This window comes from Azospirillum mesophilum, from assembly GCF_053470405.2.
In genome coordinates this window covers 20,888-42,436 of the sequence record NZ_JBPXMQ020000005.1, presented here as the reverse complement: position 1 = coordinate 42,436, position 21,549 = coordinate 20,888, and the positions used below count along the sequence as shown (strand labels likewise).

Genomic DNA, 21,549 nt, shown 5'->3' with positions numbered 1-21,549 from the left:
CTTCCACGTATATCAGCGCTGGCGCTGCGGACAATAGAAAGTCGAGCGTCCGGACTGCACGATGCGGCGGATCCCGCCCGTTTTCGCCACGTCGCAGGTGCATCCGGGGCAGGGCTGCCCCTCCCGGTCGTAGACGGAGAACTGGTGCTGGAAATAGCCCAGCTCGCCCGAGGCCTGCCGGTAGTCGCGCAAGGACGAACCGCCGGCGGCGATGGCGCGGCCCAGCACCTCGCGGATCGCGGTGGCGAGCCGTTCCGCCTTGGCGCCGGTGACCGTGGCGGCGATGCGCGTCGGGCTGATCCGGCTGAGGAACAGCGCCTCCGACACGTAGATGTTGCCGAGCCCCGCGACCACCGTCTGATCGAGCAGCGCCGCCTTGATGCTGGTCATCCGGCCGGCCAGCCTCGCGGCCAGCACCGGGCCGGAGAACTCGTTGCCCAGCGGCTCCGGCCCCAGCGTGCGCAGCAGCGGGTGGTCCGCCAACGCGTCGGCCGTCGCCAGATCCATCAGGCCGAATCGGCGCGCGTCGTTGAAGGTGACCACCGTGCCGGCGTCGGTTTCCAGCACCACATGGTCGTGCGCCCCGTATTCGGCGGGGCGTTCCGGCGTGATGATCATGCGCCCGGACATGCCGAGATGCGCGATCAGCACCGTGCCGTCGTCCAGATGGATCAGGATGTATTTGGCGCGGCGGCGCACCGAGTCGACGCGGCGCCCGGTCAGGCGCTCGCAGAAGTCCGGCGGGAAGGGAAAGCGCAGGTTCGGGCGGCGCTGCAGCACCAGCACCAGCGTCCGCCCCTCCAGGTGCGGGGCAAGGCCGCGGCAGACGGTTTCGACTTCGGGAAGCTCGGGCATGGGCAAGGAGAGTGGGGAGACCGGCCGGCTGACGCAAGAGCAAGCGCAAGGGGAGCGCGCGATTCGACACACGCGTGTGTTCGTGCTAATCTTCAACCCGCGCTGGAGGTGACATGACGCCCGAGAAGGAAGCCCTGCTGACCGCGAAGATCGACCTGCTCATCGACCTCGTTCGGGAGCAGCGGACGACCCTGAGCGACCATGGCCGTCGCATCGACTCGCTGAACGATCGCATGGACGCCATGAACAACCGCATGGACGTCATGGGCAAATCCCTGAGCGACCGCATCGACTCGCTCAGCGACCGCATGGACGCAATGGGCAAGTCCCTGAACGACCGCATCGATTCCATGGGCAACCGCATCGGAAGCCTTGCCGAGGATCTCGCCTACGTCCGGGTGCGCATGGATAATCTTCCCGACCCGGCGGAATTCTACGAGCTGCGCGGCCGGGTGGAGGAGATCAGCCGGCGCCTGCCGACCAGCATCGCCTACGCGCCGCCGGCCCCACGCGACAAGCCGGCGGAGTAATCCGCCACCAGCCGCCGCAAGGCGGACGCCGCCTCCGCCACCGGGACGGACCAGTCGCGGCGGACGCTCTGCCGGAACAGGCGGGCGGTCGGGTACCAGGGGCTGTCATCCCGATCCTTGAACCAGCGCCAGTCGCAGCCGTGGTGCAGCAGGATCCACACCGGCCGCGCCAGGGCGCCGGCCAGATGCGCCACCCCCGTGTCCACGGTGATGAACAGGTCGAGGCTGTCCAGCACCGCCGCCGTTTCGGCGAAACTGGTCAGGTCGGCCGACAGATCGATGATCGGGAACGGGACCTCGGCCACCTGCCGGGCCGCCGCCTCACCCACCTGAAGCGAGAACAGCGCCACCCCCTCCACCGCCGCGAGGGGCGCCAGCGCGGCCAGCCCGAGCGAGCGGCTGGCGTTGTCGTGGAACTGCGGCCGCCCGGACCAGACCAGACCGCAGCGCAGGGCGGCCCCCGGTGCTGCGTTCCGCAGGCGTTGCGTCCACAGGGCGCGCCGGTCGGGCGCGCTGCGCAGGTAGGGGACGCGGGCCGGGATCGCCGCCACGGTGGGGCAGAACAGTGTGCCCAGGCTCATCACCGGAAGATGGACGTCGGTGTCCGGCAGGCCGCTCACGCCTGGAAAGTCCGACGCCCGCGAGATAACCGACACCAGCGCGGGATCGGTGTTCATTTCCAGGAGTGGGCGAAGCGGCCCGTGCGCCTCCAGATAGACGCGCGACGGCCCGGCCGCGACCACGCGGTCGAGGAAGCGGATGAACTGGATGGTGTCGCCCATGCCCTGCTCGGCGTGGACCAGGATGGTCTTGCCGGACAGCGGCTCGCCGGCCCAGCGCGGCTGGATGAAGGGGCGGTGCTGGCCGGCCAGCGCTCCGCTGCGCCAGCGCCATTCATACTCCGCCCACCCCTCGGCGTAGTCGCCCAAGCGAAGCAGCGCGTTGGCCATGTTCCAATGGGCGTCGACCAGATCGGGGGCCAGGCGCACCGCCTCGCGGTAGGACGCGACGGCCTCCCGATCCCAGCCGAGTCGATGGAGGGCATCGCCCCGGATGGCCGCCGCGTCCGCCCGGTCGGGCGCGAGGCGGAAGGCTCGGTCCGCCAGGGCGAAAGCTTCCGCGTCCCGACCGCCGGTGCTCGCCAGGGTCGCGAGGATGGTCATCGTCGGCGTGTGGTCGGGCTGGGCGGCGAGCAGGGCGCGGAAGAAGCGGGCGGCCTCCGCCGGCCGCCGGGCGTGATGGAGCGATACGCCGTGCCCGAGCAGCAGGGGCAACCCCACCGCCGCAGCCGCCGGCCGGGTGAGCCGCGCGATGGCCTCCCCCGTGTGCCCGGCGGCCAGCAGCGCCTGCCCCTCCCGCTCCACCGCGCGATCGGCGCGATCGCGCGCCTCCCGGTGGTCGGGCTGGAGCCGCAGAAGCCGTTCCAGGCCGTCCAGGGCGTCCGCCTCCCGGCCCAGGGCTTCCAGGGCGCGCGCCAGATGCAGCAGGGCCTCCGCGTGACCGGGGTCCAGGGCGAGGGTCTGTCGCAGGCCGGCAGCCGCGTCCTCCACGCGCCCCTGCATCAGCCGGGCGCGCGCCAGATCGTAGCGTGGACAGGGGTTCGCCGCGTCCAGCGCGACGGCTTTGCGAAGCAGCGGGACCGCCTCGTCCGGCCGCTGCGTCTGGCAGCGGAGAACACCCAGCAGATGCAGCGCGGTCACCTGGGCGGGATCGGCCTCCAGGATGCGGCCGTAGAGGATGTCCGCCTCGGCGAGCCGTCCAGCCTCGTGATGGTCGAAGGCGATGACCAGGGCTTCCGCGATTGTCGCCATGATAAATCCACTTCAGCCGCACAGCCGCCGGGTGACGGCGGCGAGCGGAGTCCGCCAGTCCTTCGCCACGGGCTGGCGGAACAGGGTGACGGACGGGTACCAGGGGGAGTCGGCGCGGTCGCGCAGCCAGCGCCAGTCCGGCGCGTGCGACAGCAGGACCGCGGTGGGATGACCCAGCGCGCCGGCCATGTGGGCGGTCACGTTGTCGATGGTCACCACCATGTCCGTCGCGGCGATCTGCGCCGCCAGCCCGTCCAGGTCGTCGCGAAGGTCGAGGCCGGGCGGGACCGCGATGTCGATCCCCTCCGCCGCCAGCGCCGCGACCTCGTGCGTCCAGTCGCCGTATTGCAGGACCAGCAGGCGCGCGCCGGCCGCGTGCAGCGCGCGGGCGAGATCGCCCAGCGGGATGTTCCGGCTGCGCCCCCACTTGGGGTTGGTCGTGTGCCACGCGATGCCGACCAGCGGACGGACGCCCGGAACGGTGCCGCTCCGCAGGGCGTCCGCGCGGGCCGGGTCGGGCCTCAGGTAGGGACGCAGAAGCCGGAAATCCGCCGGCGCGCGCAGGAGCAGGCGCGGCAGGGAGCCGGCCGGGATTTGCGCCGCGATGTCCGGGGCCATGAGGCGCGGGTCGGGCGGCGTGGCGCGCGGCACGACCTCCACCCCCGGCAGGGAGCGGGCGAACAGCGGCGCCAGCCGGGCGTCGCATTCCAGCAGGCAGCGCAGGCCCGCTTGCGTCAACAGCGGAAGGATTGACGCAAACTGGATCTCGTCGCCGACCCCCTGCTCCCCCCACACCAGCAGGCGGCCCTCGCCGAGCGGTTCGCCGGTCCAGAAGGGGTGCGGGAATCGGTGCAGGCCGCCGTTCCAGGGCGGGACGGCCCAGCGGTCCTCCCAGGCGTCCCAGCCGTCCTCGAACCGGCCGAGCGCGAGCAGCGCCGAGGCGCGCGTCACCCGCGCCTCGCCCAGGGCGAGGTCCAGGGACAGGGCGGCCTCCGCCTCGTCCAGCGCGTCGGCGGGACGGCCGGCGAGCATCAGCCCGTCGGCCTGGTTGTTGCGGATCTCCGGCGATTCCGGCCAGAGCACCGCCGCCCGGCCCAGCGCCGTCAGCGCGCCGGCGGGATCGTTCTGGCCCTTGAGCACGCTCGACCGGTTGTTCCACAGCTCGGCGGCGGAGGGGCCGATCGCCAGCCCGCGTTCGTAGGCGTGCCGGGCCTCGGCCAGCCGCCCCTCGGCCTTGTGGAGGTTGCCGAGCCGGTTCCACAGCGCGCCCTGCGCGGGATCGAGCCGCAGGACACGGTCCAGGACGCGGGCGGCGTCCGGCACGGCGGGGCTCAACCGTTCGGCCAGCAGGCGAAGCGGCTGCGGGTCGTCGGGGGCGAGCAGGGCCGCGACGCGGAGATGGCCGATCACCGCCTCCGCCTCGCCCAGCGCTTCCAGCGCCTGGGTCAGGTTGACCCGCAGGTCGGGGTCGAGCGGGCGCAACGCCACCGCCGCGCCGAGCGCCCGCGCCGCAAGGTCCGGACGGCCGGCCTTGGCGGCGCGCACCGCGACATTGTTGAGCGGGTCGATCCGCCCCGGATCGAGCGCCGCCGCGCGGACGAAGTGGTCCAGCGCCGCCTCCCACCGGCCGAGCGCCTCCAGCACGCCGGCGAGGTTGCCGTGGTAGTCCGGCTGGGCATCGTCGGCCTCGACCGCCCGGGCGATCAGGGCGGCGGCCTCCTCCAGCCGCTCGCACTGAGCCAGCAGCAGGCCGCGCAGGTGCAGCGTCGGCGGATGGTCGGGAAGGGCGTCGAGGATCTGCCCGTAGATGGAGTCGGCCTCGGCCAGCCGCCCGGCCTGCTGGAGGTCGAACGCGGCCAGCAGCGCTTCCTGGATCGTCGCCATGCCCCTCCCCCGCCGGTTCCAAACGCCTTCCAAACATCGGGGGCACCGTGACGAAGGGGACCGGCGGGGTCAAGCCCGTGAAAAAAGCGCCCGGCCGCGGCGTTCCACGGCCACGCCCCGGCTGGCGCAAGCCCAGGCTGCGCGCTATGTTGCCCGCCATGACCGATCCGCACACCCCACCCGCCCCGCCCGCGTCCACCTTGAGCTCGACCGGCGCTGGCCCGTCCGGAACCTCGACCAGCGCCCCCACCGGCGCCGAAGGCAACTGGTTCGGCTACCGGCCCGTGGACCCGAACGCCAAGTCCGGCCTCGTCCGCGCCGTCTTCGACAGCGTGGCCGGCCGCTACGACCTGATGAACGACCTGATGTCGGGCGGCATCCATCGGCTGTGGAAGGACACGCTGATGGAGATGGTGGCGCCCAAGGCCGACATGACGCTGCTGGACGTGGCGGGCGGCACGGGCGACATCGCCTTCCGCTTCCTGCAGCGGGGCGGCGGCCGGGCGGTGGTCTGCGACATCACCGAGTCGATGGTCCGCGTGGGGCGCGACCGTTCCTTCGACCGGAACATCCTTTCGGGCGTGAACTGGACGGTCGGCGACGCGGAAAAGTTGCCCATCGCGTCGCGTTCGGTGGACGCCTACACCATTGCGTTCGGCCTGCGCAACGTCACGCGAATCGACGCCGCGCTTTCCGAGGCCCGGCGCGTGTTGAAGCCCGGCGGAAAGTTCTTCTGCCTGGAGTTCAGCCACGTGGTCCTGCCGATCCTGCGCGAGATGTACGATCTCTATTCCTTCCAGGTCCTGCCCAAGCTCGGCCGCATGGTCGCGGGGGACGAGGACAGCTACCGCTATCTGGTGGAGAGCATCCGCCGCTTCCCCGAACAGGCCGCACTCGCCAAACGGATCGAGGCCGCGGGCTTTGGTGCCGTGCGCGTGCGCAACCTGACCGGCGGCATCGCCGCCATCCATTCCGGCTGGCGGATCTGACCGACGTGTTCCGGACCGTCCGCAACCTCGTCCGCCTGTACGGCATCGGCCGCACGCTGGCCCGCTACAACGCGCTGCCGGAAACCCTGCCGGAGATCGCGCCGGGCATCGCCCTGTTCTGGCGCTGGGTCGGCAACAAGAAGGAGCCGGGCCGCGTCGGCCAGCGCCTCGCCCGCGCCCTGGCGGAGCTGGGGCCGACCTACATCAAGCTGGGGCAGCTGCTCTCCACCCGCTCCGACCTGGTGGGCGAGCGGATGGCGCTCGACCTCGCGGAGTTGCAGGACAAGCTGCCGCCTTTCCCCGGCGCGCAGGCCCGCGCCATCGTCGAGGAGGAGCTGGGTGCCCCCATCACCCAGCTGTTCCAGAGCTTCGACGAGGAGCCGGTGGCCGCCGCCTCCATCGCGCAGGTGCATTTCGCCGTCACCGCCGACGGGCGGGAGGTCGCGGTCAAGGTGCTGCGCCCCGGCATCGAATTCGCCTTCGAGCGCGACATCGACCTGTTCTACTGGCTGGCCGAGTTGGCCGAGCTGGTGATGCCCAAGCTGAAGCGCCTGCGCCCGCGCGAGGTGGTGGACACCTTCGCCCGCACCTCCCGCCTGGAGATGGAGCTGCGGATGGAAGCGGCGGCGGCGTCGGAGCTGGCCGCGAACTTCCAGGGCGACACGACCTTCTACGTGCCGGCCATCGACTGGGACCGCACGGCGCGCCGCGTCCTGACGCTGGAGCGCATCCGCGGCCTGAAGGTGGACGAGACGGAGCGCATCGACGCCTCCGGCCTGAACCGCGACGAGATCCTGGCCAAGGCCTCGGCCAGCTTCTTCAACCAGGTGTTCCGCGACGGCTTCTTCCACGCCGACCTGCACCCCGGCAACCTGTTCGTGGACCAGAACGGCAACATTGCCGCCGTCGACTTCGGCATCATGGGCCGGCTGGACCGCGCGACGCGCACCTATCTCGCCGACATGCTCATCGGCTTCCTGACCGGCGACTACCGCCGGGTGGCGCTGGTTCATTTCGAAGCCGGATACGTTCCGCGCCACCAGTCCATCGAGGTCTTCACCCAGGCCTGCCGCGCCATCGGCGAGCCGTTGCAGAACAAGCCGCTGAACGAGATCTCCGTCGGCCGGCTGCTCGCCCAGCTCTTCGCCGTGACCGAGCAGTTCGAGATGGAGACGCAGCCGCAGCTCCTGCTGCTGCAAAAGAGCATGCTGACGGCGGAAGGCGTCGGCCGCATCCTGAACCCCAAAATCAACATGTGGGAGCTGGCGCGCCCGTTGATCGAGGAGTGGATGCGTGAGAACCGGGGGCCGGAGGCGCAGATCCTCGACGATCTGGAGGCCACCGTCACCACCATCCGCCGCCTGCCCCATCTGGTGCGGCAGGCCGAGGGCGTCGCCACACAGATCAGCGAGGGCGGCCTGCGCCTGCATCCCCACACGGTCCATTACCTGCTGGACCGCTGGGTGGAGCGGCGGCTGAGCGAGCGGGTGGCGGTCTGGGCGATCATCGCGCTGCTGGCGGTCATCGCGCTGGAGCTGCTGTAGGCCGCTTTATCGTGGGCGCGGGCGGGGTGCGACCCCTCGCCCCTCCCCCATGGGGAGCCTTGACCGGGCGCGCGGAGCCCCGGACACTGGTGGGAGTCGCAACCGTCTCCGGGGGAAGCCATGTCCCGCGACGAGTTCCAGGCCCTCCTCACCTACGTGCGGACCGACCAGCTCCACCCGCACCGCCCCCACAGCGGCGCGCTGGAGAAGCCGCCCCCCGTCATCACCATCGCCCGCGACCATGGCGCCGGCGGCGAGGCGATCGCGGCCAAGGTGGCGGACGCGCTGGGCGTGGCCTGCTTCGACAAGGAAATCCTCGACGCCGTGGTGGCGGCGGCCAAGTCCGACCCCACCCTGATGCGCCAGCTGGACGAAAAGCTGCCCGAACGCGCGGGCATGTTCCTCTACGCCAGCCTGATGGGCCTGCACGACCCGATGAGCGAGTACCAGCAGCTGCTGACCCGCGTCGTCAACGGCATCGCCTTCCGCGGCGGCGTGATCGTCGGGCGCGGCGCGCATCTGGTGCTGCGCGGCGCCCTGCGCTTCCGCGTGCGCATCGTCGGCTCCGACGAGGTCTGCGCCCGCCGGCTGGCCGGGGGCGACCCCGGCAAGATGGCGGAAAAGCTGAGCGAGGTGCAGAAGGTCAACGCCGCCCGCGCCAAATTTTTCAAGGAGACCTTCAAGGTCACCAACAACGACCCGCTGCAATACGACCTGATCGTCAACACCGACCGCTTCACCGACCTGGACGCCGTGGCCGACCTGATCGTGCGCGGTTATTGGGCGCATGGAGGGAAGGAGTAGTCGTGCTTTTGTGACGCACTCATTTTTCACGGATTTCACGGATTTGGACGCGGATTTCACGGATTTTCTGTTTTGCTTGACGAATTCCAGACTGTTCCCGAAATCCTGAACGCAGCAAGCATAATCATCCGTGAAATCCGTGCTCAAATCCGTGAAATCCGTGAAGAATTTGTTGTCCCCCAAGCATCACGGCGGCTCCACCCACCACGACTCGACCAGCGGGCCATACAGCGGCGTCACGTCCGGGCGTTTCAGCCGGGACCAGCGGGCGATGCGGTCCACGGGGCTGTGGAACAGCGGCACCATGTAGTGGCCCCACAGCAGCACCCGGTCGAGCGCGCGGACGCGCGTGACAAGCTCCTCCCGCGTGCGGGCTTCGGCGATGGAGCCGGCGATGGCGTCCACCACGGGATCCCGGATGCCGGCGAGGTTGCGGCTTCCCGGCTGGTCGGCGGCGGCGGAGCCGTAGTAATAAAGCTGCTCGTTGCCGGGGGAGAGGGTGGAGACCCACCAGCGCACGGTCATATCGAAATCGAAACTGTCCATGCGCGCCTGATACTGCGCGTTGTCCACCGCGCGCACCGAGGCGGCGATGCCCAGCCGCTCCAGGGAGCGGGCGAACTCCAGCGCCACGCGCTCGTCCGCCGGGTTGCCCAGCAGGATTTCGAAGGCGAAGGGCTGGCCGGCCGCGTTCACCAGCCGCCCGTCGCGGATGCGCCAGCCGGCCTCGGCCAGCAGGCGCAGGGCCTCGCGCAGGTTGGCGCGGGCGCCGGCGGGTCCGGTGCCGTCGGTCTGCGGCAGGGTGAAAGGCTGTGTGAACAGGGCGGGGGGCAGCCGGTCGCGAAAAGGCTCCAGAACCGTCATTTCTTTCGGATCCGGAACGCCCTGGGCCGCCAGTTCGGAGTTGGGGTAGTAGCTGGCCGTGCGGACCAGCATCCCATGGAACAGCGTCTTGCCGATCCAGGCGAAGTCGGTGGCGAGACCCAGCGCCCGACGCACGCGGATGTCCTGGAACAGAGGGCGGCGCGTGTTGAAGATCAGGCCGCGCGCGAATTCCGGGCGATGGTGCGGCAGTTCCTCCAGCACGATCCGCCCCTCGCGCAGCGCCGGGCCGTCGTAGCCGGTTGCCCATTTGGCCGGGTCCGATTCGCGCCGCACGTCGCCCTGCCCGGCCTTGAAGGCCTCCAGCGCCACGCTGTCGTCGCGGAAATAGGTGAAGTCCAGGGTGTCGGCGTTGAACAGCCCGCGCCGGGTCGGCAGGTCGCGGCCCCAATAGTCGGCCACCCGCTCGTAAACGATGCGCCGGCCGGGGTCGACCAGCGCCACCCGGTAGGGGCCGCTGCCCAGCGGCGGGTCGAGCGTCGTGCGCTCGAACGCCTTGCCCGCCCACCAGTTTTTGGAATGGATGGGCATCAGCCCCATCAGAAGCGGCATCTCCCGGTCCAGCACCCCGTCGGGGCCGGGCGCGAAGGTGAAGCGGACGGTGCGGTCGTCCGGCGCCTCGGCGCGCGCCACCTTGGCGTAGAACTGGCGCCGGTTGGGCGTGCCGTGCAGGCGCTGCACCTCCAGCGAGAACAGGACGTCGGCGGCGGTGACGGGTGTGCCGTCGTGCCAGCGCGCCTTTGGGTTCAGGTGGAAGGTGGCCGCACTCCGGTCCTCAGGCACCTCCAGGCTTTCGGCGAGCAGGCCGTAGAGGGAGAAGGGCTCGTCCCACGAGCGCACAAGCATCGTTTCGAAGACGAAACCAAGCCCCACCGCCGGAATGCCCTTCACCACATGCGGGTTCAGCGTGTCGAAGCCGCCGGTCACCGCCTGGCGCAGCGTGCCGCCTTTGGGCGCGTCGGGGTTGACGTAGGCGAAATGCGCGAAGCCCGGCGGATAGGCCAGATCGCCGTGCATGGCGATACCGTGAGCGGCTTCGGGGGCGGTTTCGGCCGCCGCCGGCAGCGCGAAAAAGGCCAGAAACAGCAGCGACAGCAGGGTGTGGAGCATGCCGAAGGCTCGCCGCTTTGCCGCACATGCGCAAGCGCCTTTGACTTATGCTCGCTTCTGCCTAAACTCCGCGCGCGCGGCGTCGGGAGCTATGGCCGGCGTCTTCAATCCAGCGCACCCCGCTATTGCAGTCGAAGGATAGTTTCCATGGATCTCAGCAAGGTTCCGGTCGGCAAGAACGCCCCGTGGGACGTGAACGTGGTCATCGAGATCCCGTTGCGCGGCGAGCCGGTGAAGTACGAGATCGACAAGGAGTCGGGCGCGATGTTCGTCGACCGCTTCCTGCACACGGCCATGTACTACCCCTGCAACTACGGCTTCATCCCGCACACCCTGTCGGGTGACGGCGATCCGGTGGACGTCTGCGTGGTCGGCCGCCACTCGGTCATTCCGGGCGCGGTGCTGCGCTCGCGCCCGATCGGCGTGCTCTACATGGAGGACGAGGGCGGCGAGGACGAGAAGCTGCTGGCCGTGCCGGTCGACAAGCTGCACCCGTTCTACAGCAGCGTGAAGTCCTACAAGGACCTGCCGGAGATCACCACCGAGCAGATCGCCCACTTCTTCCAGCACTACAAGGACCTGGAAAAGGGCAAGTGGGTCAAGATCCTGCGCTGGGGCGACGAGCAGGAAGCCGCCAAGAAGATCCAGGAAGGCATGGAGCGCGCCGCCGCCGCCACCAAGGGCCAGCCGGGTCCGGTGGTCTGATCCCCTGATCGTCTGATTGGTCAGGTTGCATGGACCGGATCCGCGTCGTCGAGGGCGACATCACCCGCCAGTCCGTGGATGCCATCGTCAACGCCGCCAACGCCGCCCTGAAGGCCGGCGGCGGCGTGGACGGGGCGATCCACCGCGCCGCGGGGCCGGACCTGCAACGGGAACTGGACGGGATCGGCGGTTGCCCCACGGGCGACTGCCGCCTGTCGCGGGGCTACAACCTGCCCGCCCCGCACATCATCCACTGCGTCGGCCCGGTCTGGCACGGCGGTGGTTCGGACGAGGAGCGGCTTCTGGAAAGCTGCTACCGCTCGGCGCTGGCCCTGGCGCGTCGACACGGCATCCGGACGCTGGCTTTCCCGGCTATCAGCACGGGCATCTACGGCTTCCCCAAGCAACGCGCCGCGGAGATCGCGGTGGAGGCGGTGCGCGACGAGTTGTTGAAGGACGACGCGATCGAAGAAGTGCGCTTCGTCGTGTTCGACGCGGAGACGGCGAGGATATACCGCGCGCTGGTGTGAGCGCGTTGGATCAAAGAAAAATCCGTGTCATCCGTGTTTAAATCCCTGAAATCCGTGTGTCCTTGGTTGCCACACAAGAATCCCGACCCCACCCGTTACGACAGCGTTTTCTCCACCGACACGACCGCTTCCTTCAGCACCTCGGCGCTGCGCTTCAGGGACGCCGCTTCCTCGTCGGACAGGTCCGGCATCACGGTGTCCAGCACGCCCCCGGCGCCCACGACGCGCGGCAGGGACAGCGCCACCTCCGGCACGCCCAGCACCGAGTCGTTCAGCACCGAACAGCTCAGCACCGCGCGCTCGTTGCCGGCGATGGCGGCCACGATGCGGGACAGGCCGCCGCCGATGCCGAAGGCGGTGTGCCCCTTGCCCTCGATGATGCGGTAGGCGGCGCGGCGCACGCTCTCGTCGATGGCGGCGCGGTCGGCGTCGGTCAGCGGGCGGCCGAGGCGTTCGGCGCAGCGGTCCACTGGCACGCCGGCCACCGTGGCGCCGGACCACAGCAGAACCTCGGAGTCGCCATGCTCGCCCACCACATGGGCGTGCACGGACTTGGGGGTGACACCCAGCCGGGCGCCCAGCAGCGCGCGGAAGCGCGCGGTGTCCAGGATGGTGCCGGAACCGATGACCCGCGACCGGGGCAGGCCGGAGATGCGGGCGGCGACCTGCGTCATAACGTCCACCGGGTTGGTCGCCACCAGCAGGATCGCGTCGGGGGCTGCGGCCAGCGCCGCCGGGATCACCTGGGCGAAGACGGCCGCGTTGCGGCCCAGCAGTTCCAGCCGCGTCTCGCCCGGCTTCTGCCCGACGCCGGCGGCCAGCACCAGCACGCCTGCCCCGGCGAGGTCGGCGTAGGTGCCGTGGCGCACATGCACGGCGCGGGCGAAGGGAACGGCGTGGGCGATGTCCTGCGCCTGGGCCGCCGCCAGCTTCTCGTTGGCGTCCACCAGAACGACCTCGCTGGCCGCAGCGCTCATCACCATGGCGAAGCCGGCCGTGGCCCCCACGGCGCCCGCCCCGACGATCCCGACCTTCATGCGTCCCTCCCCTGCCCTGATAACCTGCCGCAAACAGGGTGGAGCATCGCGGGGCCAGGCTCAAGATCCCTGCGTCACGGGGACAGGGCTATGACGAATGGAGGCGCGACAAAGGGTCCCTGTACAAAAGGTATTACCATTGTTATATGTTGCAACGCAGCATGAGCGGCGATCCGTCGCGTTCACGCCCGGCGATTGCCACGGTAGGCCTGTTGGACAATCGTCGTTCGCACACCACTCTTTGCCCAGGGGCGCGGTCCGACCGCTGGACCCTCGGCACCTTCAAGATCAAGCCCGGATCCGGTCATGACCGTTCGCAACCTCGACCACCTGTTCAAGCCCACCTCCATCGCGCTGATCGGGGCGACCCGCAAGGCCAACACCATCGGTGCCGTGGTGGCCCGCAACCTGTTCAACGCGGGGTTCGACGGCCCGATCATGCCCGTCAACCCGTCCGAACGCGCGGTCGAGGGCGTTCTGACCTACAAGACGGTGGAGGACCTGCCGATCACGCCCGATCTGGCGGTGATCTGCACGCCGGCCAACACCGTGCCCGCCACCATCGACGCGCTGGGCAAGAAGGGCACCAAGGCGACGATCGTCATCTCCAGCGGCTTTTCCAAGGAACAGACGCAGACGCTGCTGGACACGGCCAAGCCGCACCTGATGCGGGTGATCGGCCCGAACAGCCTGGGCATCATGGTGCCGGGGCGCGGCCTGAACGCCAGCTTCGGTCACGTCACGCCGAAGAAGGGCGACGTGGCGCTGGTGGCGCAGTCGTCGATGGTCGTGACCTCCATCGCCGACTGGGCGACAGCGCGCAACATCGGCTTCTCGCACCTGATCTCCATGGGCGACAAGTCGGACGTGGATTTCGGCGACCTGCTGGACTATCTGGCCGGCGACGCCACCGTCCGCGCCATCCTGCTGTACATCGAGAGCGTCACCGACGCCCGCAAGTTCATGTCGGCTGCCCGCTCCGCCGCCCGCCAGAAGCCGGTCATCGTCATCAAGGCCGGCCGCACGGAGGAGGCGCTGGAGGCGTCGGCCTCGCACACCGGATCGCTGGCCGTGTCGGACGCCGTCTACGACGCCGCCTTCCGCCGCGCCGGCATCCTGCGCGTGAACAATCTGGACGAGCTGTTCGACGCGGTGGGCACGCTGGCGACCGGCGTGCCGATCATCGGCGACCGGCTGGCCATCCTGACCAACGGCGGCGGCATGGGCGTGATGGCGACCGACAGCCTGATCCTGTCCGGCGGGCACCTCGCCCAGCTGGCGCCGGAAACGCTGGAGGCTCTGGACAAGGTGCTCGGCGGCGCCTGCGCCGGCGGCAACCGCAACCCGGTGCGCATCGGCAGCGACGCCTCGCCCAAGCGTTACGCCGACGCGCTGAACGCGCTGATGCAGGACCCCAACAACGACGCCGTGCTGGTGCTGAACTGCCCGTCGGCGGTCACCGACTCGCTGGCCGCCGCCCAGGCCGTGGTGGACACCATGGCCGCCAACAAGGCGCGCAAGCACCCGGTGCTGACGAGCTGGCTGGGCGATCTCAGCGCCGTGGAGGCGCGCAAGCTGTTCGCCCAGAACCGCATCCCCACCTACGACACGCCCAGCCACGCGGTGCGCGCCTTCCTGCATCTGGTGGAATACCGCCGGAACCAGAACCTGCTGATGGAAACGCCGCCGTCGGTGCCGGACGACTACCAGCCCGACGACATCGGCGTGCGCAAGATCATCTCCCGCGCCATCGCCGAGAAGCGCGAGTGGCTGACCGAGTATGAGGCCAAGCGCGTGCTGGCCGCCTACGGCGTCCCCGTGGTGGACACCCGCTGCGCCGACACGCCGGAGGAGGCCGCCCGCTGCGCCGAGATGATCGGCGGCCCGCTGGCGCTGAAGATCCTGTCGCCGGACATCACCCACAAGTCCGACGTGGGCGGCGTCGCCCTGCACCTGACCGAGCCGTCGGAGGTCCAGGCGGAGGCCGAGGCCATGCTGGCCCGCGTGCGCGAGGCCGTGCCCGACGCCCGCATCGAGGGCTTCACGGTGCAGGAAATGGCCGTGCGCCCCGACGCCTACGAGCTGATCGTCGGCATGACGGAGAACGAGCTGTTCGGCCCCGTCCTGCTGTTCGGCGAGGGCGGCATCGGAGTGGAGGTGGTGGAGGACTACGCGCTGGCCCTGCCGCCCCTGAACATGAAGCTAGCGACGGAGCTGATGGGCCGCACCCGCATCTGGCGGCAGTTGCAAGGCTACCGGTCCCGCGCCGCCGTGGATCTGGAGTCGGTCGCGCTGACGCTGAACAAGATCTCGCAGCTGATCGTCGATTTTCCGGAGATCGCGGAACTGGACATCAACCCGCTGCTGGCCGATTCGGAAGGCGTCATGGCGCTCGACGCCCGCATCAAGGTCGGCATCCCGGCCCTGCCCGGCGCCAAGCGGCTGGCCATCCGTCCCTACCCCAGGGGGCTGGAGGACCAGATCACCATCAAGGACGGCCGCAACTTCTTCGTCCGCCCGATCCTGCCGGAGGACGAGCCGCTGGTGCACCACATGGTCGCCAACCAGACACCGGAGGACTTGCGGCTGCGCTTCTTCGCGCCGCTGAAGCGCCTGTCCCACCAAGCCGCCGCCCGCCTGACCCAGATCGACTACGACCGCGAGATGGGCCTCGTCGCCGTGGGTCCGGACCCGGAGACCGGCGAGACCATCATGTACGGCGTCGTCCGCATCACCGCCGACCCCGACAACCTGCGCGCCGAATACGCGGTGATGGTGCGGTCGGACATGAAGGGCCAGGGCCTCGGCTACCAGCTCATGAACAAGATCCTGGACTACGCCCGTTCGCGCGGGATCAAGGAGGTCTACGGCGAGGTGCTGCGCGAGAACACCAGCATGCTGGGCATGTGCCGCGCGCTGGGCTTCATCCGCAAGGAGAACCTGGACGAACCCGGCGTGGTGGAAGTCCGCATCGAGCTGGGCGGCGGCCTGGGCACGGGGGCCGCGGCGGAGTAAAACCCTCGTGAACCCCGGCCGCCAACTGATGACCGTGGAGGAGTTCCTCGTCTGGGACGACGGAACCGACACCCGCTATGAACTGATCGGCGGCGAGCCGGTGGCCATGGCGCCTCCGGCAGCCACGCATGGTGCCCTGGCAATGGCCGTGGGCATTCAGATCGGAACGCGGCTGCGCCCGCCATGCCGGGTGATTTCGGAGGCGGGCATCCGCATTCCCAACCGGGAAGACACGTATTTCCAGGCCGACGTGGCGGTAACCTGCCAGCCCTTGAAGCCGGGGATGGTTCCGGTCCCGGATCCGACGATCATCGTGGAAATCCTGTCGCCCTCCACGTCCGAGCACGACCGGGGACGGAAGCTGGCGATCTACCGCGAGATCCCGTCGGTGCAGGAGATTCTGCTGCTCGACTCGACCAAGCGCCGTGCCGAGCTATGGCACCGGGAGGACGAGCAGAGCTGGGTCGTCCGCGACATCATCGGCGGCGGGACATTGCGCTTCGCGTCGGTGGACATCGAGATCCCGATGGCCGCGCTGTACGAGGGCATTCTTTAGCGACACCCCCGTAGGTTGGGTTAAGGCGCAGCCGCAACCCAACTCCGTTCGCTCCGCAAGGCGTGTTGGGTTGCGTTGATACGCAACCCAACCTACGGCTCCACAACCTTACAGCAGCGTTTCCAGCACCCGGTCCGGCGGGGCGTGGCCGTCGACGAAGGTCTTGATGTTGATGATGACCTTCTCGCCCATGTCGATGCGGCCCTCGATGGTGGCGGAGCCCATGTGCGGCAGCAGGACCACGTTGTCGAGCCGCATCAGCTTCGGGTTCACCGCCGGCTCATGCTCGAACACGTCGAGGCCGGCACCGGCGATCTCACCCTTGGACAGCATCCGGGTCAGCGCCGTCTCGTCGATCACCTCGCCGCGCGAGGTGTTCACGATGAAGCAGTGCGGGCGCAGCAGCTTCAGCCGGCGTTCCGACAGCAGGTGGTAGGTGGCCGGGGTGTGCGGGCAGTTGATGGACACCACGTCCATGCGCGCCAGCATCTGGTCCAGGCTGTCCCAGTAGGTCGCTTCCAATTCCACCTCGACGTCCGGGTGGACGCGGCGGCGGTTGTGATAGTGAATCGACATGCCGAAGGCACGCGCGCGGCGGGCCAGCGCCTGGCCGATGCGGCCCATGCCGAGAATGCCCAGCCGCTTGCCCCAGATGCGGTGGCCGAGCATCGTCGTCGGCCCCCAGCCCTTCCACTGGCCGGAACGCACGAGGCGCTCGCCCTCCGACAGGCGGCGGGCCACGGCCAGCAGCAGCGCCATGGTCATGTCCGCCGTGTCCTCGGTCAGGACGCCCGGCGTGTTGGTGACGGTGATGCCGCGTTCCCGCGCCGCCTTCAGGTCGATGTGGTCGACGCCGGTGCCGAAGGAGGCGATCAGCCGCAGGTTCGGCCCCGCCTTTTCGATCACGTCGCGGTCGATGCGGTCGGTCACGGTGGGAACCAGAACGTCGGCCCCCTGCGCCGCCTCGATCAGCTGGGCGTGGGTGAGGGGCGTGTCGTCCGAGTTCAGCCGGGCGTCGAACAGCTCCATCATCCGCGTCTCGATGACGTCGGGCAGTTTGCGGGTGACGACAACGAGCGGCTTTTTCTTGTCGGTCATCGGGCGGTGCCTCCCCCTTTGCGGGCTGAGGCTTGTCGTATCAAGCGGTTCGGGACCTGTCCAGATGGCAGTGACGATTCGGCGCTGTGACCTCCGAACGCGGACGGGCGTGTGACAAGGCGCGAGCCGGGGGCGGGACGGCCGCGCCTTGCCCTTGCCCCCGGGAAGTACCCCTATCTATAGTGCCCCTCGCCGCCGGTTGCCGGACCCCTCCCCGGAGCCGCCGCGGGTCCCTTCGACCTTATCCTGCACGGGGTTGCCGGTGCTGCCGACGACGTATGCCTTTCGCCGCGCGCTCGCCATCCTGGCGCTGTCCGCCGTCGCCGTCTGCGGCGTGTTCCCGGCCGGCGCCTCCGAGGGTCGCCGCGAGAAGGACCCGACACACGCCTCCGGCCTGCCGATTCCGCGCTTCGTCTCGCTGCGCTCCAACGAGGTGAACGCCCGCACCGGCCCCAACGTGCGTTACCCCATCGAGTGGGTCTTCACGCGCAAGGAAATGCCGGTGGAGATTACCCAGGAATTCGACACTTGGCGCCGCATCCGCGACTGGGAAGGCAGCGAGGGCTGGGTGCACCAGAGCATGCTGTCCGGCAAGCGCAGCGTCGTCATGATGGGCGACGTCCGCACCATCCGCAAGGAGCCGCGCAGCGACGCCGCCGTGGTCGCCCGCGCCCAGCCCGGCGTGATCGGCTGGCTGCGCAAGTGCCAGGGCGACTGGTGCGAGGTGGACGTCAAGGGCTATCGCGGCTGGATGCAGCGCGCGGAGTTCTGGGGCGTCTACAAGGACGAGAAGGTGGAGTAACCGCGGGGGGTTTGCCCCCACCCTTCCCACGGCTTCGCCGCGGGCCCCTTCCCTCCCCCGCTCTCGGCGGACCGAAGGTCCGCCTGCCGCGTCAGCGCAAGCTTTGCTTGCGCGAGAGCTTCGCAGGAGAGGGAGATTAGGGCGAAGCGGCGGCAGTCCCCTCCACCGCGAGAGCGGGGGAGGGTTAGGGAGGGGGCAACACGCCCCTTACGCGAAATCCTCCGCCAGCGCCGCCCGCACCGGTTCCGGCATCACGGCCATGTGGCCATAGTTCGGGTGCCCGATGCCGACGATCACCTGGGTGCCGGGGGTGCGGAAGGCGGCGATCTGGTCCGCCATGAAGTCGAAATGCATGAAATGCACGGACGAGGTCTTGCCGGCCTCGTTGGTGCGCTCCACGTCGCCCTCCGGGCGGCCGGGGACGGTGTGGCCGGCGAACTGGAGGGTCATCATGTTTTCGACCCCGCCCAGCCGGCCAAGCTCCAGGGCGCGGCGGTTGGGGTCGTCGATCTCGAACATCACCGTCGCGACCAGCTCGCTGCCCTTGGGGATCAGCGGGTTGTAGGCGCGCAGCTCGTCGGTGATCTGCTCCTCCCCACCCTTTTCGATGAACAGCATCTCGTGGATCTGCTGCCACATCGTCTCGTAATTCTCGAAGGAGAAAGTGGCGTAGGGGCCGACGGAGACGCGGCGGTTCTTCTTTACCTCCACCAGAGCCTTGCGGCGGGCGGCGCGCTCCCGGCCGTACTGGTCGAGCGGGATGATGTCGGCGCGGGTGATCTCGGTCTTTTGGCGCGCGGTCATGGGATGGTCTCCTGAGCCCTAGACGGTGATGCCGTAGGCGCGGGCGAAGAGTTCGATGGGGTGCAGGTTTTCCGGGATGGGCGTGTTGGCCCCGGCCAGCCGTTCGATGCCCTGCATGATGTGCGGGCCGGCGATGGGGCATTCCGATGCAACGAAGGCCTTGCCGGCCCGGATCGCCTGGTTCGCCACCGGCTTGCCGACCTTCAGCGCGACCGGGAAGTTTTCCGTCAGCACGCCCCAGGAGCCGCCGTGGCCGGAGCAGCGCTCGATCACCTTCAGGTCGGCCTGCGGGATCAGGCGCAGCATTTCCGTCGCCTTCTGCCCCATGTTCTGGGCGCGGGCGTGGCAGGCGATGTGCAGCGCGACACCGCCGGGCAGCGGCTGGAGCCCCTCCGCCAGCCCCTCCCGGCGGGCGATGTCCACGATGTACTCGCTGACGTCGTAGGTGGCCTGGGACAGCGCCTCGACCGCCCGGCGGTGCGGGGCGTCCCGAGGCACGATCAGCGGCCATTCGAGCTTCAGCATCAAAGCGCAGCTCGGCACCAGGGCCACGACGTCGTAGCCCTTCTCGATCCAGGGCAGCAGAGCGGTGGCGACCGTGGCGGCGTTGCGGTCCACCTTTTCCAGGTCGCCCTGCTCCAGTTGCGGCATGCCGCAGCAGGAGGGATAGACGACCTCCGTCTCCACCCCGTTCTTCGCGAGCACGGCGCGGGCGGCCATGCCGATGGCCGGGTTGTTGTAGTTGGCGAAGCAGGTGGCGTAGAGCACCGCCTTGCGCTTGCCGTAGGCCGGGGCAGCGGTGTTGACCGGCACCGCTTCCGCCTTCGCGCGCATGGCGAAAGTCTTGCCGTGGAATTTCGGCAGGTGCGCCTCGCGGTGGACGTGGGCGGCCTTCTCCAGGATCGGGCGGGTCAGCGTGTTCTTCTCGTCCGACGCCCAGTTGGCGAGCGGAGCGACGACGCCGGCCAGCCGCCCATTCCGGTCGGTTTCGGTGAGCTGGCGCAACGCGAAGGGAATGCCCGTCTTCTTCGCCTCCGCCGCCCGGTAGCGCACCATCAGGTGGGGGAAGTCCAGCGCCCAGTCGTGCGGCGGCACGTAGGGGCACTTCGTCATGAAGCACATGTCGCAGAGCGTGCAGGCGTCCACGACGGTCTTGAAGTCCGCGGACGCGACGCCGTGCAGTTCCGCGTCGCCGGCGTTGTCCACGAGGTCGAACAGGCGGGGGAAGCTGTCGCACAGATTGAAGCAGCGGCGGCAGCCGTGGCAGATCTCGAAGACGCGGCGCATTTCCGCGTCAAGCTTGGCCTCGTCGTAGAAGTCCGGGTCCTTCCAGTCGAGCGGATGCCGGACCGGCGCCTCCAGGCTGCCTTCGCGCATGGGCGTGGCTCCCTCCCCAGGGAATTTTTTATCCAGGCTGGTTATCAGGGCTGGGCGCGGGGATCCGGTCGGGGATCCCCGCGGGCCGGCGTTACATCTGGTCCAGCGCCTTCTGGAAGCGGCCGGCGTGGCTCTTTTCGGCCTTGGCCAGCGTTTCGAACCAGTCCGCGATTTCGTCGAAGCCCTCGTCGCGGGCGGTGCGGGCCATGCCCGGATACATGTCGGTGTATTCGTGGGTCTCGCCCGCGATGGCCGCCTTCAGGTTGTTCGCGGTCTCGCCGATGGGCAGGCCGGTGGCCGGGTCGCCGACCTCTTCCAGGAATTCCAGATGGCCGTGGGCGTGCCCGGTCTCGCCTTCCGCGGTGGAGCGGAAGACCGCGGCCACGTCGTTGTACCCTTCCACGTCGGCTTTCTGCGCGAAATAGAGATAGCGGCGGTTGGCCTGGCTTTCGCCGGCGAAGGCGGCTTTCAGGTTCTCTTCGGTCTTGGTGCCCTTCAGCGACATGGCGGATCCCTCCAGACGGTTTTGTCTGGCCCGGTCGCACGGGCACATGGCCTCAAGCGGCCGAGCGCAGCTTAGGCTTATCGCACCGTTGGGGGCGAAGGTCAATGATTTAGAATTGTTCTAAATTAGCCCTTCAGGCGCAGGCCGCCCCGTCCTGGCTACCCTTGCCGGCATCGTCTTCGGCAAGGCGGACGATCACGTCCACCCGCGCAATGCGCGTTCCCTGGGGCGGCAGCGGCAGGTTCTGCACCACCACATGGTCGCCGGGGATGTCTTCCAGCCGGCCGGTGCCTTCCAGGAAGAAGTGGTGGTGGTCGCTGATGTTGGTGTCGAAGTAGGACTTGCCCGCCTCCACCACCACCTCGCGCAGCAGGCCGGCGGCGGTGAACTGGTTCAGCGTGTTGTAGACCGTGGCGAGCGAGACGCGCAGGTCCGCCCCCATCGCCTCCGTGTGGAGCTGTTCGGCCGTCACATGGCGGTGCTCGCCTTCGAACAGCAGCCGGGCGAGGCCCAGGCGCTGGCGGGTCGGGCGGAAGCCGGCGCACTGCAGGCGGTCGAGGGCACGCTTGTAAGGACGGGTACCGGTCATGATGGTCTGTTCGCCGTGGTCGGGAGCGACGTCGGCGGCGACGCCCAGGGACGTCCGTCCGCCGAAAGCAAAACGGACCGCGACGATGCGTCGCAGCCCGTTTACTTTAGAACGACTTCAGC

At 69.3% G+C, this 21,549-nt stretch carries 19 protein-coding genes; 9 read left to right on the top strand and 10 right to left on the bottom strand.

The features are described from left to right. Positions 1-12 precede the first annotated feature (12 nt). On the bottom strand, positions 13-855 hold the full coding sequence (gene mutM, locus ACSVC7_RS07320; protein ID WP_448203710.1) for a bifunctional DNA-formamidopyrimidine glycosylase/DNA-(apurinic or apyrimidinic site) lyase: 843 nt from the start codon (positions 853-855) through the stop codon (positions 13-15). 113 nt (positions 856-968) lie between these two features. Here mutM and ACSVC7_RS07315 point away from each other — a divergent pair, with 113 nt between their 5' ends. Then, entirely contained in the window at positions 969-1,385 is a 417-nt protein-coding gene (locus tag ACSVC7_RS07315; protein WP_448203711.1) for a hypothetical protein, read from the top strand. On the opposite strand, the gene ACSVC7_RS07310 is transcribed toward ACSVC7_RS07315, so the two are convergent. Together ACSVC7_RS07310 and ACSVC7_RS07305 are read right to left on the bottom strand one after the other, a co-directional pair. After that, entirely contained in the window at positions 1,346-3,196 is a 1,851-nt protein-coding gene (locus ACSVC7_RS07310; protein ID WP_448203712.1) for a tetratricopeptide repeat protein, read from the bottom strand. The genes ACSVC7_RS07315 and ACSVC7_RS07310 overlap by 40 nt on opposite strands. A gap of 12 nt (positions 3,197-3,208) precedes the next feature. Further along, complete coding sequence (locus ACSVC7_RS07305) at positions 3,209-5,080, bottom strand: tetratricopeptide repeat protein (RefSeq protein ID WP_448203713.1); 1,872 nt, start codon at positions 5,078-5,080, stop codon at positions 3,209-3,211. A 158-nt stretch (positions 5,081-5,238) separates the two neighbouring features. On the opposite strand from ACSVC7_RS07305, the gene ACSVC7_RS07300 reads away from it, so the two are divergent. From ACSVC7_RS07300 to ACSVC7_RS07290, 3 genes are all read left to right on the top strand, one after another. Further along, positions 5,239-6,069, top strand: a complete 831-nt coding sequence (locus tag ACSVC7_RS07300; protein ID WP_448203714.1) for a class I SAM-dependent methyltransferase — start codon at positions 5,239-5,241, stop codon at positions 6,067-6,069. Positions 6,070-6,074: 5 nt separating this feature from the next. Beyond that, positions 6,075-7,613, top strand: a complete 1,539-nt coding sequence (ubiB, locus tag ACSVC7_RS07295; RefSeq protein WP_448203715.1) for a 2-polyprenylphenol 6-hydroxylase — start codon at positions 6,075-6,077, stop codon at positions 7,611-7,613. 120 nt (positions 7,614-7,733) lie between these two features. After that, positions 7,734-8,417: a cytidylate kinase-like family protein gene (locus ACSVC7_RS07290; protein ID WP_448203716.1), complete on the top strand. Its 684-nt coding sequence runs from the start codon at positions 7,734-7,736 to the stop codon at positions 8,415-8,417. A 186-nt stretch (positions 8,418-8,603) separates the two neighbouring features. Here ACSVC7_RS07290 and ACSVC7_RS07285 read toward each other — a convergent pair whose 3' ends face one another. Beyond that, positions 8,604-10,409, bottom strand: a complete 1,806-nt coding sequence (locus ACSVC7_RS07285) for an extracellular solute-binding protein (RefSeq protein ID WP_448203717.1) — start codon at positions 10,407-10,409, stop codon at positions 8,604-8,606. A 147-nt stretch (positions 10,410-10,556) separates the two neighbouring features. Between ACSVC7_RS07285 and ppa the strand changes: the two genes are divergently transcribed. Both ppa and ACSVC7_RS07275 read left to right on the top strand, forming a co-directional pair. Next, positions 10,557-11,114, top strand: a complete 558-nt coding sequence (gene ppa / locus ACSVC7_RS07280; protein ID WP_264654310.1) for an inorganic diphosphatase — start codon at positions 10,557-10,559, stop codon at positions 11,112-11,114. 29 nt (positions 11,115-11,143) lie between these two features. Further along, positions 11,144-11,644: an O-acetyl-ADP-ribose deacetylase gene (locus ACSVC7_RS07275; protein WP_448203718.1), complete on the top strand. Its 501-nt coding sequence runs from the start codon at positions 11,144-11,146 to the stop codon at positions 11,642-11,644. A 95-nt stretch (positions 11,645-11,739) separates the two neighbouring features. Here the strand turns inward: ACSVC7_RS07275 and ACSVC7_RS07270 are convergent, their stop codons facing one another. Then, complete coding sequence (locus tag ACSVC7_RS07270) at positions 11,740-12,681, bottom strand: L-lactate dehydrogenase (RefSeq protein ID WP_448203719.1); 942 nt, start codon at positions 12,679-12,681, stop codon at positions 11,740-11,742. 306 nt (positions 12,682-12,987) lie between these two features. Between ACSVC7_RS07270 and ACSVC7_RS07265 the strand changes: the two genes are divergently transcribed. Together ACSVC7_RS07265 and ACSVC7_RS07260 are read left to right on the top strand one after the other, a co-directional pair. Beyond that, the gene (locus tag ACSVC7_RS07265; protein WP_448203720.1) at positions 12,988-15,696 is read left to right on the top strand and encodes a bifunctional acetate--CoA ligase family protein/GNAT family N-acetyltransferase; all 2,709 of its coding nucleotides are present in this window, start codon (positions 12,988-12,990) and stop codon (positions 15,694-15,696) included. Positions 15,697-15,703: 7 nt separating this feature from the next. After that, the gene (locus ACSVC7_RS07260) at positions 15,704-16,252 is read left to right on the top strand and encodes a Uma2 family endonuclease (protein WP_448203721.1); all 549 of its coding nucleotides are present in this window, start codon (positions 15,704-15,706) and stop codon (positions 16,250-16,252) included. A gap of 108 nt (positions 16,253-16,360) precedes the next feature. On the opposite strand, the gene ACSVC7_RS07255 is transcribed toward ACSVC7_RS07260, so the two are convergent. After that, positions 16,361-17,350, bottom strand: a complete 990-nt coding sequence (locus tag ACSVC7_RS07255) for a 2-hydroxyacid dehydrogenase (RefSeq protein WP_448203722.1) — start codon at positions 17,348-17,350, stop codon at positions 16,361-16,363. 262 nt (positions 17,351-17,612) lie between these two features. On the opposite strand from ACSVC7_RS07255, the gene ACSVC7_RS07250 reads away from it, so the two are divergent. After that, the gene (locus ACSVC7_RS07250) at positions 17,613-18,152 is read left to right on the top strand and encodes an SH3 domain-containing protein (RefSeq protein WP_448203723.1); all 540 of its coding nucleotides are present in this window, start codon (positions 17,613-17,615) and stop codon (positions 18,150-18,152) included. 207 nt (positions 18,153-18,359) lie between these two features. Here ACSVC7_RS07250 and ACSVC7_RS07245 read toward each other — a convergent pair whose 3' ends face one another. The 4 genes from ACSVC7_RS07245 to irrA form a co-directional block, all read right to left on the bottom strand. Continuing rightward, positions 18,360-18,956, bottom strand: coding sequence for a DUF3501 family protein (locus ACSVC7_RS07245; protein ID WP_448203724.1), 597 nt, complete (start codon positions 18,954-18,956; stop codon positions 18,360-18,362). A gap of 18 nt (positions 18,957-18,974) precedes the next feature. After that, the gene (locus ACSVC7_RS07240; protein WP_448203725.1) at positions 18,975-20,333 is read right to left on the bottom strand and encodes a heterodisulfide reductase-related iron-sulfur binding cluster; all 1,359 of its coding nucleotides are present in this window, start codon (positions 20,331-20,333) and stop codon (positions 18,975-18,977) included. Positions 20,334-20,424: 91 nt separating this feature from the next. Further along, complete coding sequence (locus ACSVC7_RS07235; protein ID WP_448203726.1) at positions 20,425-20,838, bottom strand: rubrerythrin family protein; 414 nt, start codon at positions 20,836-20,838, stop codon at positions 20,425-20,427. A 133-nt stretch (positions 20,839-20,971) separates the two neighbouring features. Next, positions 20,972-21,427: an iron response transcriptional regulator IrrA gene (gene irrA, locus ACSVC7_RS07230; protein WP_448203727.1), complete on the bottom strand. Its 456-nt coding sequence runs from the start codon at positions 21,425-21,427 to the stop codon at positions 20,972-20,974. Between the last annotated feature and the right edge of the window lie 122 nt (positions 21,428-21,549).